Genomic DNA, 15,992 nt, shown 5'->3' on the forward strand with positions numbered 1-15,992 from the left:
GGTCGGGCCTATTGACGTAGCCGCCAGCCATTGTCACATTCATCAGTGTCAAGTTGCGGGGCCGGAACAGGGACACTCCCCCGCGTCTTCCGGCCCTGTGGGCTGGCCTGCGGGCCAGGTCGGGGCCGGGGGGCGCCGGGGCCTCATCGCTCAGGGACGGACGGGAGCCATGACCACAACGGTGGACGATCGACTCGGCACGCGCGGTGCCGGACTCGCGCCCGAACTGCGCGGTTTCCGCGCGGTGCAGCGGCTCGCCTACGAGTGCGCGGAGGCCGTCGCCGCACAGCTGCGGCCCGGGGTGACCGAGCGCGAGGCGGCGCGGATGCAGCGCGAGTGGCTGCGCGAGCGGGGTGTGCGCGACTGGTTCCACCTGCCGTTCGCCTGGTTCGGCGACCGCACGGCCTTCACCGACTTCCGCGTCCCGCTCCAGTTCTTCCCCACCCGGCGGGAGCTGGAGCCGGGCATGCCCTTCATTCTCGACATGGCCCCGGTGTTCAACGGCTACACGGCGGATATCGGGTACGCGGGGTGCCTTGGCCCCAGCCCACTGCACGACAGGCTGGTGGCCGACCTGGAGGCACACCGCGAACTGATCCTGCGTGAGGTGCGGGAGCGGCGCCCGCTGCGCGAGATATACGAGGACGTGGAACGGCTCATGGTCCGCCAGGGCTACGCCAACCGGCACCGCGCCTACCCCTTCGGCGTGATCGCGCACAAGGTGGACCGGGTGCGGCAGCGTCGCTGGTCGCCGACGGCGTTCGGGTTCGGCACCCAGAGCCTCAAGGGACTGGCCAGCGACGCCCTGCACGGACACCGGGAGGGCTGGTCCCCGCTGTGGAGCCCGCACCGATTCTCCGACCATCCGCCCCGCCCCGGCCTGTGGGCCGTGGAGCCGCACCTCGGATTCCGGGGCGTGGGAGCCAAGTTCGAGGAGATCCTGGTCGTCACCGACTCCCGGGACCCCGAGCAGAGCGCGTTCTGGCTGGACGACGATCTGCCGCACGTTCGGCGCTGGGCGGAGGAGAAGGCCGTGTGAGCGCGGGCGACACCAGCCCGCCCGCGTCCGACCTCGCCGACGCGACCGGGGCCGCGAGCGAGGGCGGCCGACCGCCAGTGAGGACGGCGCCACGGGGAGCCCGATCGCGGATGGTGAGTCCGCGCGCGGCGAACCCGTGAGGGTGGGGATGTGCACGGCGGCGCAACGAGGGAAGGCGGCGAAGCGGCGGGGCGGTTGAATCCGCCGGGGCGGTGGACGGCTCCGGCGGGACGACGGCCGGTAGGGCCACGGCAGCGAACGAGGCCGTGGAAGCGAGCGAGAGGGAGGCGAACACAGTGGCAGCGAGCACCGGTGCGCGGGGCACGGTGGCAACGGGGGCCCTGGCCGGGGCGACCGAGCGGTGGGTCAGCACGGGCGGGGTGCGGTTGTGCGTCGCCGAACTGGGCGACCGCCAGCGCCCGACCATCGTCCTGGTGCACGGCTTCCCCGACAGCAAGGAGGTGTGGAGCGAGGTCGCCGGACGGCTGGCCGACCGGTTCCACGTCGTCCTGTACGACCTGCGCGGCTGCGGCCGGTCAAGCGCGCCCAGGCCCCTGCGCGGGGGGTACACGCTGGAGAAACTGACCGACGACTTCCTGGCCGTCGCCGACGCGGTCAGCCCGGACGAACCGGTGCACCTGGTGGGGCACGACTGGGGCTCGGTACAGGGCTGGGAGTTCGCCACCGTGGGGCGCACCGAGGGTCGTATCGCGTCCTTCACCACCATGTCCGGCCCCAGCCTGGACCATCTGGGCATCTGGCTGCACAAGCGGGCCGTGCGTCCCACGCCCCGCCGCGTCGGCCAGCTCCTCGGCCAGGGCGTCAAGTCCTGGTACGTGTACGCCTTCCACACCCCCGTGCTCCCCGAAGCGCTGTGGCGCGGACCGCTGGCCAAGGCGTGGCCGAAGCTGCTGTCCCGCGTGGAGAACACCCCCGGCCGTGGGGAACCCGGTGGCGACTACCCGACACCCTCGCTCCCGCGCGACGGAGCCCGCGGGGTGTGGATGTACCGGGACAACGTGCGTGCCCGACTGCGCCGCCCGCGTACCGACGCCTACGCCCACGTGCCCGTGCAGCTCATCCACCCCACCGGCGACGTCTTCGTCTCCGAGCGGGTCTTCGACGAACTCGACCAGTGGGCACCCCAGTTGACGCGCCGCCGCCTGGCCGCGAAGCACTGGGCGCCACGCACCCGTCCCGACCAGATCTCCGCCTGGATCGCGGAGTTCGTCACCGGCGTGGAGGACGGCGCGTCCGCCAGGCAGCCGCAGGCCAAGAGCGCGTACGCGGCTCGGTTCGGCGGCCAGTTGGTGCTGGTCACGGGCGCCGCCAGCGGCATCGGCCGAGCCACGGCGTTCGCCTTCGCGGAGGCGGGCGCGCGGGTGGTGGCCGTGGACCGGGACGCCGAGGGTGCGGCCCGTACCGCCGAGCTGGCGCGCCTCATCGGCGCCCCACGGGCCTGGAGCGAGGCCGTCGACGTCTCCGACGGGGACGCGATGGAGAAGCTGGCCACCAAGGTCGCCGACGAGCACGGAGTGGTGGACGTGCTGGTCAACAACGCGGGGATCGGCATATCCGGCCCGTTCATGGACACCCGCCCCGAGGACTGGCAACAGGTGCTCGATGTCAACCTGTGGGGCGTCATCCACGGGTGTCGCACCTTCGGTAGGCAGATGGCCGATCGTGGCCAGGGCGGCCACATCGTCAACACGGCCTCCGCGGCGGCGTTCCAACCGACCCGGATGCTGCCGGCGTACGCCACGTCCAAGGCGGCGGTACTGATGCTCAGCGAGTGCCTGCGCGCGGAGCTCGCGGACAAGGACATCGGCGTCTCCGCGATCTGCCCCGGCATCGTCAACACCAGCATCACCACGACAACCCGCTTCGTCGGCGTCGACAGTACGGAGGAGCAGCGCCGCCGGACCCGCAGCACCCGCCTGTACGGCAAGCGCAACTACCCACCGGAGAAGGTCGCCGACGCGATCCTGGACGCCGTGGCCCGTAACCGGGCCGTGGTGCCCGTGACCCCGGAAGCGCGCGGCGCGTACCTGATGTCCCGCTTCACGCCCAAGGTCCTCCGTGGTCTGGCCAGGCTCCAGCCCAAGGACTGACCCCGCCCGCAGGCCGGGCCCGCCACCAGCCACCGTGTCACGCACGGGCACCAGGAGCGGGCCGTTGGCCGGCCAACCGCACCACGCCGACCGCACCCCACCCAACCCGGAGCAGCCCGTCCAAGCCGGCCAGCTCAGCCCGGCCCAGACCAGCCCGAGCCGGGACAGCTCAACCCGGGCCAGCCCAGTCCAAGCCAACACGACCCAGCCCGAACGAACGACACGATCTGGCCTGGCCCGGCCCAACCCAACACGGCCCGGCCCGCCCCGGACCTGAGCCACCGACCAGCGGCCGCCAACCACCAACTCCCTCCCTCACGAACGACCGAACCGCCGAACGACCGAATCACCGAATCACCGAACCGCTGGACGACCGAACCGCCGGACGACTGAGCCACCGAACGACCGAACCGCCGGACGACTGAACCGCTGAGCTGAAGGAACGGAAAGAAAGGGGTAGGACGTGTCGGAACCGTCCGCCGAGCCGGCCGCGTCCCCCGAGTACCGGATCGAGGACCTGGCCCACCACAGTGGCGCCACGGTCCGCACGATTCGGGCCTACCAGGACCGTGGCCTGCTGCCCAGGCCCGAGCGGCGGGGTCGGGCCAACGTGTACGGGGGCGAGCATCTGGTCCGACTCCAGCGGATCGCGGCCCTGTTGGAGCGGGGCTACACCCTCTCCAGCATCAAGGAACTCCTCGCGGCCTGGGACGCGGGCCAGGATCTGGGCGGGGTGCTCGGCCTGGTCGCCGAGGTCGAGGGGCCGTGGACGGACGAGAAGACCGCCCGGATCACCCGGGCGGAGCTGGCCGAGCGGTTCGGCGGCGACCCCGACGAGACGGCCATCGCGGAGGCCGCTGAGCTGGGCATCCTGGAGCCCGACCCCGGGGACCCGGAGGTGTTCCTGGTGCCCAGCCCCCAGGAGCTGTCCGTGGCGGCTGAACTGCACGCGGCCGGGGTGCCGCTGCTGGCCATCGCCGACCACGTACGGGAGCTGCGCGGCCAGATCGAGCACATCGCGGTCCGCTTCCTCGACTTCACCACGGAGCACGTGTTCCAGCAGTACCTGGACCACCCCCCGACCGACGCCGAGGCCCAGGAGGCGGCGTTCCTCATCCGCCGCTTCCGGCCGCTCGCGCAGCAGACCATCGACGCGGAGCTGGCCCGTGCGATGCGCTCGGTGGCCACCCGTTACCTGCACCGGCACCTGGGCCAGTTCGGCCACCTGCCCAGCCCAGCCCCCACCCCCGCCACGGCACCCCGGCCAGGACCGCGACCCGAGCCCCGACCCGCCGACGCACCGGCGACCAGACCCTCACCACGGGAGGCCCGACCACAACTTGAGGACGACGCGGCACAGGTGGCGCTGCCCAGCGAGACCCTGCGCGCGGTGCGCGAGTTGGTCGGCGACGCGCACGCGGCCACCTTCATAGCCGGCGCGGCGGAGCGCGAGGTCTGGGCCCGCCGCATGGACCGCCTGACCCCACCCGAGCCACCCCGACCAGGGCCGAGTGACTGAGCCGTGGCGAGCCGAGCCGGCCCTGCCGGGAGACGGGCCGCCCGTCACGCGACGTCGTATCCGAGCCCCGTACGGCATCATGGGAAGGCATGAGACCCACGGATGAGCCACCCGGTTCGAGCAGCGGAAACAGCGAGCACGGAGTGGGCGGGGCAGGGGCCGGCGACCCTCGGATCGACAGCACCGAGCGTGCCGTGGCCGCCGTGGTGGCCGTGGCGGAGCGGTACGGGCGTCAGGTCGACGTGGAGCACTCCATCGGTGCCGACCAGTCCGGTCGGCGACTGGCCGCCGGTGCCTTCACCGTCACCGACCCGGACGGTTCGCTGCCGCACGAGGCGTTCATCGAGTTGCCGGGCCGCCCCGAGGTCCAGGTCCAGGTGTTCAGCGAGGGCGACGCCACCGTCACCGTGGACGAGGTGGAGTTCTCCGGTGTACCGCGCGCACAGCTACCCGCCTTCCTCGACTCCGTCTACGGCGGGCGGGCGTGGGTGCGGGCCCGGACGTTCACCCAGACACTGATCATTCCGCTGCCCGGCGACGTCACGTACAAGGAACTGCTGTTGGGCCCGTGGAGCCTGACGCCCTGGCTGCGCAGCGTCACCCGGTGAACCCACGACCCGCCGAGCCCGCGGTCCACTGACCCACCACCCATCGAGTCCGACCCGACCGAGGCCCAACCCCACCACCCCACCCTCATCGAGCCCCGCCCGGCCGAGCGCCCCCGACCCCGCCCCGTCCGATCGAGCCCGCCCCCGCCGAAGTGGCCACCGGCTGGGTTGGCCGTCACGGCGCGCACCCGTCGCATGGCTGGTACGCCACCTGCCGGCGTCTGAGCCCGTCCCCGCCCTCTCCCGCCCACGCGGTCGACAGCCGGCGCGCGGCACCCTGGGCTCAGAGGCCCGGTGCCCCCCACACCGGGAACCAGCGGCCCAGGTCCTTCTCGATCCGCAGGTCGTCGGCGAGCAGGGCGCGGGTCTGGAGTTCGAGGCCGTTGTCCCGCTTGTCGCTGGCGTCGGGCAGCGGGGCGAAGGGGTAGAAGGTGCCGCGCTTGTAGAGGTAGACGAGGGCGAGGGGGCGGCCTCGCGCGTCGCGGAAGCTCAGCAGCGAACAGAGCAGTTGCGGCCCGAACCCGCCGTCGCGCAGTGTGGTGTTGACCGCGTGCAGGTCGTTGACCAGGGCCGCGGTGTCGTCCGGGGCGTGTTGGGTGAGCAGCCAGGTGAAGCCGTAGGCGTCCTGGCTGAACTCGACCGGGATGCCGCCGCGCTCGGCGTCGGCGTCGAGCAGGTCGCGTACCTCGCGTTGGAGGCCGGCGAACGCGCCGCCTTCCACGCTCGCGAAGCACACCGAGCCCTGCCCGGTCGGCGTGAACCCCGCACCGGCCTCCAACGTGATCGCCGCCGACGGCAGCGCGAAGAGCTGGTCGAGGTCGGGGCGGGCCGGCTTGCTACGGCCGAGCAGGGCGTCCAGAAAGCCCACGAGAATCGTCCTTCCAGGGTGACGCGGGGCGGTGGGGGTGGCGAGAGGCGGAGCCGGCGCGAGCCAGACCGGCGGGGCGGAGGGGGAGGCGGGAGGGGGAGGGGGAGCCCCCCGTCAGGGCCGGCCCAGTTGGGCGGCGATGCGTCCGAGCTGGTCCAGTCGCTGTTCCAGCGTGGGGTGGGAGGACAGCAGCTTGCTGAAGCTGCTGCCGGAGAAGGCGGGGGCGAAGTAGAACGCGTTGTACGGCTCGGCTCGGCGCAGGTCGCGGGTGGGAATCCGGGCCATCTCACCGGTCACCTTGGTCAGCGCGGCGGCGAGCGCGGACGGCCGGCCCGTCAGCAGGGCGGCGGCGCGATCGGCGGAGAGCTCGCGGTAGCGCGAGAGCAGCCGGGTCAGCAGGAAGCTGATGGCGTAGACGACGGCGCTGACCAGCGGAATGACCAGCAGCGCGATGCCCAGACCGTTGTCCCGGTTGTTGCCCCGGGTCAGGCCGCCCCACAGGGCGACGCGGGTGATCAGCCCGGCCAGCACGCCGAGGAAGGACGCGATGGTCATCACCGCGACATCGCGGTGCGCCACGTGTGACAGCTCGTGCGCGATGACGCCTTCCAGTTCCTCGGGTTCCAGCCGTCGCAGGAGTCCGGTCGTGGCGCAGACCAGCGACTTGCGCTGGCTGCGCCCGGTGGCGAAGGCGTTCGGTACGTCGCTGTCGGCTATCGCCACGCGAGGCTTGGGCATGTCGGCGAGCGCGCACAACCGGTCCACGGCGCCGTGCAGCTCGGGTGCCTGCTCCGGGGTGACCTCGCGCGCGCCCATGCTGAACGCCGCGATCCGGTCACTGAACCAGAACTGGGCGACGAACATCCCTCCCACGAGCAGCACGATCATGGGCCACGCGTTGCCGAGCAGCGCCACCAGAACACCGATGAAGATCACGTAGAGCAGCCCGATCAGGAACATCGTGCTGACCATGCGGGTGGCCAGGCCCCGGTCGGGCGCGAATCGCGTACGCGACATAAGCCCCTCCTCTGCGCTCTCCTACGATTCTCCCCCTTTACGGGGTATTCGTGAGATAAGCGCAGAGCTCGGGCGATGTCTCGCAGCCCATCACCCGGCGCGCAACCGGCCCGCCGGACCGCACCGCGCGGCGCCTGGCGGGGCTGGCGGCTCCGCCATCCGGGGGGATGCGCAGGTGGGCTTACGCCGGGCTCCGCGGGCACGGTGACGGCCACCACCCCCGGTCGGCGAAACCGCAGGTCAGCGAAACCGCAGGTCAGCGGGCCAGGCGTAGAAACGTACGACGGTAGACAGTACGACGGCGGACGCGAGGCCGGGCCGTGCCACCCTGAGCTCAGGCCCCTACCGGTCCCCCGAATCTCGGACCCCCGGCCCCGGGCCCAGACCCCCTGGGCCCCACGCTCCGAGCCACGCGCCTCGGCCTCGCGTCGGCCACGACCCCGCGCCCGTGACCCCGAGCTGTCGCGTCCCCCACTACGCCCCACCACGCCCGCCCGCCCTACCGCGCCCCGTCACGCCCCTACCGCGCCCGTCATGTCCCCCGTCGCGCCGGCGGCGGTGTCTCAGCCTTCGACTCCCGCGCCCCGTTCGACTGGCCGTCGGCGGCCGGGACCGGCTGACGGCCGAGACAGCCGGGCCCGGCCGGGCCGGGGAACGGGTCAGAGGGCGGGTGGGCCACGGCGACACGTAGGCCAGGCGGACGGGTGGACCAGGCAGGCGAGGGGGCCAGAGCGACGGGTAGGCCAGACGGACGGATAGGCCGGACAGGCGAGTGGCCAGAGGGGCGGGTGGGTCAGGCGGGCGGGTGGGTCAGATCGCGCGGAGGAAGGCGCTGGTGGCGACCTGGCCGATCATGCGCAGCCGGGTATCGCCCGCGAGCCGCTTCTCGGTGGCCTCGCGCACGCCGGCCCACCGGCCGTCGCCGAAGTCGTCCATGACGATCACCGCACCCGGCGCGGCGACCCGCTCGGCCCACTCCAGGTCGGCCGCCACCCCTTCGAAGGAGTGATCGCCGTCGATGATCAGGACGCCGTACTGCCGGTCGGACAGCTCCTCGCGGACGGCGGGGTCCTCGGAGAACCCCTTGCGCAGCCGCAGCCGCGCGTCCTCGACTCCGGCGTAGGCCAGGTTGGCGCGCACCACGGCCTCGGTGACGGGGGTGCCCGAGGGGTCGGAGGAGATCTCGAAGCCGGGCTGGAGCTGCACGGGGTTGAGCGGGTCGACGATGGTGAGCTGGTAAGAGAGGCCGCTGCGCAGCAGCTGGCGGGCCATGCCGCCGGCGAACAGCCCGTAGAGCGTGCCGATCTCCAGGACCTCGCCGTTGGGCGGGCCCAGCAGCGGCGTGGCGGCGAGCTTGCCGAGGATGTTGCGGGTGGAGCCGGCGATGCGCCCGACGCCCCGGTTCTCCAGCTCGACCAGGGTCCGGTAGGCCAGAACGGTTTCCTTGTACGCGCTGTCGCGGCCGGTCACCACGGCGATCTGGGCGGCGAGTTCCACGATCTCCTCGCGGCTTGGCTGCCGGTCGGTCAACCTGCCGTCGCGGCCAAGCAGCAGGTCAGTGGAGTGCTTGCGTTGCAGCTCCTCGCGGAGGACGGTGAGTTCACGGCGGGCTGAGCGGAGCTTTCTGTCAATGCGCTGGTCGAGCTGGTCAAGTACGGGCCGCAGCGCGCGACGGGCGGAACGGGAGGCGATCAGTGTGCTGTGGAACTTCACACAGCGGACCCTAGGTGCGCGTCCGGGCGCTGTGAAGCCGTGTCAGCCAGCCGTCGACGGCCGTCAGTCAGATGAACTAGATGGTCAGCGTCCATCCTTCGGGCGTTCACCGAACATTGCCCCCTGAGTCACTCTCCGGCCATCCGATCAACCGGGCCGACCACGCCCCGAGCCCTCTCCCGTCCCACAGTCACTCAACCACCTCGCCCGTAACGCCCTCAGCCCATGACCACCAGCCACGCGTCACGGCGGGCACCGTCACGGCAGCGGGGTCACCGGCGGGTCCGGGCGCCGCGGCGAGGCCGCCGCGGCGAGGCGGTCGCCTCGGATTCCGCCCGCCTCGCCTCGGGCTCCGCCCGCCCTCGCGCCGGGCCGGATCGCCGCCACGTCCGGGCGCCGCGCACCCCGGCGCCGCACTCCCAGACGCCACGCTGCCAGGCCCCGCACTCCCGACGCCATGCCCCCAGGCGCCGCACTCCCAGCTCCCGCGACTACGGTCCCGCGGCCGACGTAGGCTCGGTGCCATGAGCCTGCGCCTGAGCACCGTGATCCTTCCCACCGACCGCTGGCACGAGGGAGGACGCGCGAAGTGGCAGCGCGCCGAGGAGCTCGGCTTCCACGCCGCGTACACCTACGACCACCTCTCCTGGCGGACCTTCCGCGACGGCCCCTGGTTCGGCGCCCTCCCCACCCTCACCGCAGCCGCCACGGCCACGGACCGCCTGCGCCTGGGCACCCTCGTCACCTCAGTCAAGCCTTTTTCACCTATCCCATGTTGAGCTGCTGCGTTGCAGAGGCGGATGAGTCATACATGGTTGAGGGGCCGGAATCGCGCAATCGCGGGACAGCGGTTGAGTGATCGTCTTAGTATGCATTCGTGGTAGTTGGTGAGGATGCCCAGCTCAAGGGCTTTTCGGGGGCGCGCAGAGCCAAGCAGTGGCTCGAGAGCACCATGCGCATCCGTGCCGCCTATGCAAACACGGACTCCCCGTCCTGTGGCCGTCGCCTAACCGTGCCGTGGCCGTATGGCGGCCACACGTTCTCCTTCGACCTGGGGGGAGTAATGCGCGGCGAGCCCTATCATCACGACGCCTTCTGCGCGTAGATCAAGAACTACAGCCAGCCCGGCGATCAGGGAGTTCAGTTCGACGCCTTCCTGGCAAAGTGTTACGTCGCGGCTCAGGCTGGACACCACCTGAGCGATCACTTCATGTGGATCACTTGGGCGCCGTTCCGTGCCAACTCGTGGTCCACGCTTCAGTCGCCGGAGCAGGTTGAGTTGGCCGTTCTGCAAAATTGCGAACGCATCTTCGGTACCGCTGATGTCGCCCAGGCTCGAGAGAAGCTCGATCGCGCTCTTGCGCGGTCCGTCGCGGAACGGCTCTGGCTGATCGTGCTTTCGGAGAAGCAGGAGACGCTCGTGCCTCTCAGGGACTGGGAAGCCATCGTGGCCGCTGAACTCACACACAGGGGGGATGGCTCGTGGTGAACATCGTTGAGCAGTCGATCGCGCAGGCAATGAGCCAACCCGATGATCGTGCCATGGTGAACGGAATCAAGAGTGCTGTGGCCAGCCACCTGAGGAGGCTGGACCCTCATGCCACTGTCACCCTGACCGAGTTCTTCAACCACACATATGTGCCCGATATGGTTGTGCAGTGGCCTACTCAGCCGAGCACTCCCCGAAGGTTCATTTATCTGCGGACCACCTCGAACCAAGACGAGCTACATGATGACTTGGATCGCCTTCCAGTAAGTGAGAGCCCGGTACTGCTGGCTCTTGGACAATTCTCATCTCAGCGCAGTCCAATGGACTCCCCTCTACGTGGTGGGACGGACCCCAAACTGCTGCTTGATACACCGGCCCTTGGCGCCCTGCAGCCGGAAGTTGAACGCCCAGGCCTTCCGCAATTGGTGTCGCGATCCGTCCTCGAAGGTGGACGAGGCAGGCTCGATGGCCCTGAAACCAAGCGGTTTGTTGCCACTGTCGCCAGGGGCGCCGAGGCGGCGCGTGAAGGGGACGCAGAGCCGACTCGTCAGGCCATTCATGCACTAACAGAGCAGATGACAGCCGATGTATCGAACCGCATGTCGGCCTTCCTCGCAGCGCTCTGGCAGGGGAGCGGAGCCACTCTTGCAAGCTTTCCTGGGCCGCAGAGGCTTCTTGGCCAACTTGACGAGACAGCGCTAACGTACCTGCTGGAGTCCGAAGCGATCCCGGACACGCGATTCTGGAACCGAGTGGTCCGAATGCTCAGCCTGTCCACGCTGCTGCGGACAGCTGTTCCCGATTCCGACAACCTGCAGCACCTGATGCGTCAGGCCATCCAAGTGTGGAAGAGTCGGGTATGCATGATTGTGCCGGACTCGGCTCCTTCGGATTCCACTCCATGGCGGTGGCAAGTCAGGTCAGGTCAGGTCAGGTCAGGTCAGCTAATTCTGCAGATCCCAGGCTTCCATGTCATGGCTGCCCAATCCAGGCGTCAACTTCCGTTAACGGAAGAGTATGACCTGCCTCTTCTGAACGAAGTGAGAGCTCGCGCCGCTCGATTTTCTATTCCGCTCACCTCGCTGAGCATGGTGGTCACGAATCGCCACGTAGGATATGGCGGACCAGGGGACGACATCTCCCGCGATGTACAACTCGATGGAATCAGTGATGCTCTTGGGCAGGCAGAGGGTGTTATCGAAGCTGACGCGAAGGTTGCATCTGGCGTGACGCTGCAATGTGCCTTTGGAGCTCGAACGGCCAGTGTGCGTGGCGCTCGTACGCAGGTGCGCCTCGACACGCTGTTTGGCACGACGGTTCGTATGTTGCTTCCGCTCTCGGATGACGAGACCGGGCGGGTTACGGACTTGCTGGGGGCACAAGAGCCGCCGCCGGACCAGCCCTGGACTCAGCCGACATTCGACGATATGTAAATAGCGGGGCGGCGTCGCTCCTCAGCCGAGGCGCTCGATGGCCTCAGTGGCGATGGCCTCGAAAATGCTCAGATCGGCGGCAAAGTCGGAGCCCGGGATCGGCCAGTGGATCACGACCTCGGTGAAGCCGAGCTCTTGGTGGCGGCCGGCGAAGTCGACGAAGGCGTCTACGGATTCCAGTGGCCTGTTCCGGTCGGGGGTGAAGCCGTGGAGCAGGATCTTGTCGAGGTCGGCCACGTCCCGGTCGGCCTCGGCGCACGCCTTGCTGAGCCTCTCGATCTGTCCGCGCAGTGCTTCCACAGACTGCTCCGGGGTGCCTGTCTCGTACAGCTTCGGGTCACCCGTCGTCACCCACGCCTGCCCATGTCGCGCGGCGAGCTTCAGGCCGCGTGGGCCGGTCGCCGCCACCGCGAACGGCAGACGGGGCCGCTGTACGCAGCCGGGGAGGTTGCGGGCCTCCTCGGCCGTGTAGAAGTCGCCCTTCTGTGAGACCGCGCCCTCGGTGAGTAGACGGTCCAACAGCGGCACGAACTCGCCGAACCGGTCCGCCCGCTCCTTCGGCGTCCACGCCTCCTGGCCGAGTGCGGTGGCGTCGAAGCCGCTGCCACCCGCGCCGATGCCGAGGGTGACCCGCCCGCCGGAGACGTCGTCGAGCGAGATCAGTTCCTTGGCGAGCGTCACCGGGTGCCGGAAGTTGGGCGAGGTGACGAGGGTGCCCAGGCGCAGGCGGTCCGTGGCCGTGGCGGCTGCGGTGAGGGTGGGAAGGGCGCCGAACCAGGGGCCGTCGCGGAAGGTGCGCCAGGAGAGGTGATCGTAGGTGTACGCCGTGTGGAAGCCGAGCTCCTCGGCGCGCTGCCACTTCGCGCGTCCTCCCTCGTGCCAGCGGTCGGTGGGAAGGATCACGGTGCTCAGGCGCAGGCTCATGCCGGTGAGCCTACGTCGGAGTCCTAGGGATTCCTGATACGCGTGTGGTTTCGAGGCGTCAGCCTCACCGATCACGAGATGACCCGCTCACAGGAGCTTTCGCCTCGAAGCGCTTGCTCCGCGATCAAGGTGATGCGCGGCTGACCTGCTGGCAGCTGGTCCGGATCAGTTCACCTGGGCAGTAGCGGCGTGATCACGGAGGGCCCGGTGAAGTCGTCGGCGGTGGCGTCCATGACGATCTCGTCGCAGACCTGGCCGAGCCAGTAGCCGGCCTGGCGCATGGCGCCCACGGTGCGGAAGCCGGCCTTCTCGTAGGCGCGGATGCCGGGCTTGTTGGGGGCGAGGACCTTGAGCCAGACCATGCGGAGGTTGGTGATGTGGAAGGCGTAGTCGAGGGTGAGGCGGGTGGCCTGGGTGCCGAGGCCGCGTCCGCGGGCCTCGGGGGCGAGCATGATGACGTATTCGGCGGTGCGGACGGAGTCGTCGGGGAGCAGGGTGGTGACTCCGGCGGGGACGGGTTCGCCACCGACGAGGTCGTAGACGGTGAAGCGGGGGTTACCGCCGCGGAGCTGGTGGGCCATGCCCTCGGTGCGGGCTTCCAGGGACTCGGGGGTCTGGCGGCCGTAACCGACGAGGAGGGCGGGGTCCTGTTCCCAACGCCAGTACGTCTCGACGAGGTCGGAGCGGTAGGGGCCGAGGGCGCAGGTGTCGTCGGAGATCCACAGGATGGGGTCAGTGCTGGTGCTGATGACGGGCTCCGATGGTGAGGGCGGGGCTGAAGGCCAGGGTCGAGGGTGGTTCGGCGGCCGGGGCTCCGTCGTCGGTCTGGATCCAGGCGTGCAGCCGGACGGGGTCGGGTGCGACGCCGTGACACCAGGTGACCGAGAGACGGCGGGAGGCCAGAAGTAGCACGGCGGCGGCTGATTCCTCCAGGCATGCGGTCCGAGCCGGTGAATACCAGCCAGCCCGGCGTACGGCGTTGACGGCCGAGCCCGCCTCAGTGGGGGTGGCCGGGCGGCGCGTGGTGGCTGTGGCTCGCTTGATCACGGCTGTGAGCCGGTGCATGGCGGTGTGCCGGGTACCCGCGCGTTTGATCCCGAGTACGGCTCCGAGGGCGGCCACGGCCGTTGGGGAGGCTATGCCCAGACGGGTCGTGCCCGCTGTGTGTTCGCTGCCACCCCAACTCGCGACGGGTGCCCTGGCGGTCATGGGCAGGGGCCATGGGGTCGGAGCGGTGGTCGGCACCAGAAGGCCGGCGTCGAGGAGTCGCGTGGCGAGGGCGGGCGCCATCGAGTCCAGACGTCCCGTGGTGGCGGCCTCGTGCCACAGGGCGGCGGCTGCGGGGAGAAGGCACTGGACCCGTCCGGTCCGGTAGTCCAGGAGCACCAGGACGTGCTCGAAATCCACGGAGCGGACGTCACCAGGTGCGCTGGCGAATTCGGGCAGGTCAGTCATGTGCGATCCCCACGGGCTCGTACGTCCAGACGGGGGCGGGTTCGCGGTGGTGGGCGACGAGCCAGGCTTCGGCCATGAGCACCTGCTCCACCGTGGCCAGCGGCATCGGCACACCTGCCGCCGATTCCCGCAGGCAGCGGCGGAGCCGGTCCGGTGAGAGGAGACCGAAGGAGGCGAGGTGCCCGTCCGTGAGGGGCAGCAGATCGGGGAGGTTGGCGCGCATCCCCGTGTAGTGGTCGGCCTCGAAGCTGCCCTTGGTGATGCGGGCCGCGACCTCCGGCGGCAGAAGGTCCGTCATGGCACGTCGCAGCAGCGGCTTGTACTCGTGGATGGCCGGGCGGCGGTCGATCGGCGTCCGGAGCACGGCGTTCACCACGACGGCGTCGAGGAACGGGTTGTGGAGGTCGATGCCGCAGCTTCGCGCCAGGCCGGCATCGGCGGTGGCGGTGCGGGCTATCTCGCGGATTTCGTCCACCAGGGTCCGTACGGAGAAGTCAAGACCCGGCAGCTGATCAGGTATCGCTGCGGCCTCATGCGCGGCGGCGAGCAGCTTCCTCCGGGCCGCCGGTTCGGCCCAGGAGGGGAACGGCACCACGGGGAACCAGCGCACCAGCCCGTGATCGTCCCGGCCGGGAGCGCCCACCGTGCGGGCGAGCTCGGCCAGTGCCTCGTGCCGACTGGTTTTGGCGACCGCTGCGGCGTCCTGTAGCAGGGGAAGCGCCGGCCTCCTCCGTAGCCGGGCCCACCCGAAGGCTTCGCCCACCGCGCGTCCGATGCTCCGATGCCGTAACAGGTCGGCGAGTCGGATCGGTGGCTGGAACAGGACGCTGTCGCCTCCGTCGCCGGTCACATGGGTCCGGGTGCCCAGCTGTTCCCTCATCCATCGGAACTGTCCGGTCAGACGGGCCTGGGTCAGGGTCGAGGGCGCGGGCTCGTCGGTCGCGGGGACGGTGGTGATCCGGGTGTACGGGCGGTGCTCGGCGGTCAGCGGCAGCAGGTGATGGGCGATGCGGCCCGCGTGCGCGGCGGCGGTGAGACGGGCGTACCGCAGGTCTGCCCCCGTCTCGACGCCGGCGGGATGGATGGTGATGGCGTTCAGTTCGCTGCCCGGCGGGAGTGCCTGCGCCGCCAGAACGGCGAGGGATGTGGAGTCCAGTCCGCCGGACATGTCACACGCGAGGTTCGGGTCGGCTGCCGTACGCAGGACCACGGCCTCGTTCAGGGCTTGGCGGAGGCGTTGAACCGGTGCGCCTTCGGAGGTGGGGCGCCACACGGTGGCACGGCGCGGGGCGCCACCATCTCTCGGCAGCTCGATCCGGCTGCCGGGCGGAAGCTGCTCCACCCCGGTGAAGAAGGTCCGCCCACTGGAGAGCGCGGGGACCGAGGGCAGGAAGACGGTGCAGGCCAGCCGCTGGGTGTCGATGCCGGCTCCGGTGAGCGCGGCCAGGGCGCGGGCGGAGCTGCACCACACCCAGTCGTTCTCGTGCCGGGTCAGGTAGACGGGCTGGGCGGCGGCCGGGTCGGTGTACAGCACCACCGCCTCTTCGTTCTCGTCCACCACGGTGTACGTGCCGGGCCATCGCCATGTGATGTCGGTGGGCAGCGGGGCGTCCACCAGACGGCCAACCTCCTGGTCCGAGCCGCCGGACCAACCAAGGACTGCGACCCGGCGTCTGCCGCCGCGAGTAGGGGAAACCCGTACTGGTCCCGGGCCGAGCCGCCAGACAGACGAACCGGCGGCGACAGGCTCCGCGCCCGCCGGGCGGGGTCCGGCGGAACGGGCCGTACAGGAACCTCCGAAGATCATGTATTCCTC

General features: G+C 70.4%; 13 protein-coding genes and 1 pseudogene. 6 read left to right on the plus strand and 8 right to left on the minus strand.

The window, feature by feature from the left end; all coding sequences use genetic code 11:
• Nucleotides 1-169: 169 nt before the first annotated feature.
• From ACFVFR_RS07225 to ACFVFR_RS07240, 4 genes are all read left to right on the plus strand, one after another.
• Nucleotides 170-1,039, plus strand: coding sequence for a M24 family metallopeptidase (locus tag ACFVFR_RS07225; RefSeq protein WP_383698686.1), 870 nt, complete (start codon nt 170-172; stop codon nt 1,037-1,039).
• Between the two features lie 296 nt (nt 1,040-1,335).
• Nucleotides 1,336-3,150, plus strand: a complete 1,815-nt coding sequence (locus ACFVFR_RS07230; protein ID WP_383698687.1) for an SDR family oxidoreductase — start codon at nt 1,336-1,338, stop codon at nt 3,148-3,150.
• A gap of 463 nt (nt 3,151-3,613) precedes the next feature.
• Nucleotides 3,614-4,669, plus strand: coding sequence for a MerR family transcriptional regulator (locus ACFVFR_RS07235; RefSeq protein WP_383698688.1), 1,056 nt, complete (start codon nt 3,614-3,616; stop codon nt 4,667-4,669).
• Nucleotides 4,670-4,758: 89 nt separating this feature from the next.
• Nucleotides 4,759-5,277 carry a hypothetical protein gene (locus ACFVFR_RS07240; RefSeq protein ID WP_383698689.1) on the plus strand — a complete coding sequence of 173 codons (519 nt, stop codon included), beginning with the start codon at nt 4,759-4,761 and terminating at the stop codon, nt 5,275-5,277.
• A gap of 283 nt (nt 5,278-5,560) precedes the next feature.
• On the opposite strand, the gene ACFVFR_RS07245 is transcribed toward ACFVFR_RS07240, so the two are convergent.
• The 3 genes from ACFVFR_RS07245 to ACFVFR_RS07255 all read right to left on the minus strand — a co-directional run bounded on the left by ACFVFR_RS07245 (nt 5,561) and on the right by ACFVFR_RS07255 (nt 8,875).
• On the minus strand, nt 5,561-6,145 hold the full coding sequence (locus ACFVFR_RS07245; protein ID WP_383698690.1) for a hypothetical protein: 585 nt from the start codon (nt 6,143-6,145) through the stop codon (nt 5,561-5,563).
• 114 nt (nt 6,146-6,259) lie between these two features.
• Entirely contained in the window at nt 6,260-7,162 is a 903-nt protein-coding gene (gene htpX, locus ACFVFR_RS07250; RefSeq protein WP_383698691.1) for a zinc metalloprotease HtpX, read from the minus strand.
• A gap of 810 nt (nt 7,163-7,972) precedes the next feature.
• On the minus strand, nt 7,973-8,875 hold the full coding sequence (locus tag ACFVFR_RS07255; RefSeq protein ID WP_383698692.1) for a class I SAM-dependent methyltransferase: 903 nt from the start codon (nt 8,873-8,875) through the stop codon (nt 7,973-7,975).
• Between the two features lie 524 nt (nt 8,876-9,399).
• Between ACFVFR_RS07255 and ACFVFR_RS07260 the strand changes: the two are divergent.
• Nucleotides 9,400-9,624: pseudogene (locus ACFVFR_RS07260) on the plus strand (LLM class flavin-dependent oxidoreductase); the annotation flags it as partial.
• Between the two features lie 257 nt (nt 9,625-9,881).
• Here the strand turns inward: ACFVFR_RS07260 and ACFVFR_RS07265 are convergent.
• Nucleotides 9,882-10,343, minus strand: a complete 462-nt coding sequence (locus ACFVFR_RS07265) for a hypothetical protein (RefSeq protein WP_383698693.1) — start codon at nt 10,341-10,343, stop codon at nt 9,882-9,884.
• Nucleotides 10,344-10,360: 17 nt separating this feature from the next.
• Between ACFVFR_RS07265 and ACFVFR_RS07270 the strand changes: the two genes are divergently transcribed.
• Complete coding sequence (locus ACFVFR_RS07270; RefSeq protein ID WP_383698694.1) at nt 10,361-11,797, plus strand: hypothetical protein; 1,437 nt, start codon at nt 10,361-10,363, stop codon at nt 11,795-11,797.
• A 21-nt stretch (nt 11,798-11,818) separates the two neighbouring features.
• Here ACFVFR_RS07270 and ACFVFR_RS07275 read toward each other — a convergent pair whose 3' ends face one another.
• The 4 genes from ACFVFR_RS07275 to ACFVFR_RS07290 all read right to left on the minus strand — a co-directional run bounded on the left by ACFVFR_RS07275 (nt 11,819) and on the right by ACFVFR_RS07290 (nt 15,983).
• A complete protein-coding gene (locus tag ACFVFR_RS07275) occupies nt 11,819-12,721 on the minus strand; it encodes an LLM class flavin-dependent oxidoreductase (RefSeq protein ID WP_383698695.1) in 903 nt (300 codons plus the stop codon).
• Nucleotides 12,722-12,891: 170 nt separating this feature from the next.
• Nucleotides 12,892-13,470, minus strand: coding sequence for a GNAT family N-acetyltransferase (locus tag ACFVFR_RS07280; protein WP_383698787.1), 579 nt, complete (start codon nt 13,468-13,470; stop codon nt 12,892-12,894).
• Entirely contained in the window at nt 13,454-14,176 is a 723-nt protein-coding gene (locus ACFVFR_RS07285) for a lasso peptide biosynthesis B2 protein (protein WP_383698696.1), read from the minus strand. The genes ACFVFR_RS07280 and ACFVFR_RS07285 overlap by 17 nt, the downstream gene beginning before the upstream one ends.
• Nucleotides 14,169-15,983 carry an albusnodin/ikarugamycin family macrolactam cyclase gene (locus ACFVFR_RS07290; protein WP_383698697.1) on the minus strand — a complete coding sequence of 605 codons (1,815 nt, stop codon included), beginning with the start codon at nt 15,981-15,983 and terminating at the stop codon, nt 14,169-14,171. The genes ACFVFR_RS07285 and ACFVFR_RS07290 overlap by 8 nt, the downstream gene beginning before the upstream one ends.
• Nucleotides 15,984-15,992: the final 9 nt, after the last annotated feature.

The sequence above is a fragment of the Streptomyces sp. NPDC057702 genome, assembly GCF_042799315.1.
Lineage (GTDB): Bacteria > Actinomycetota > Actinomycetes > Streptomycetales > Streptomycetaceae > Streptomyces.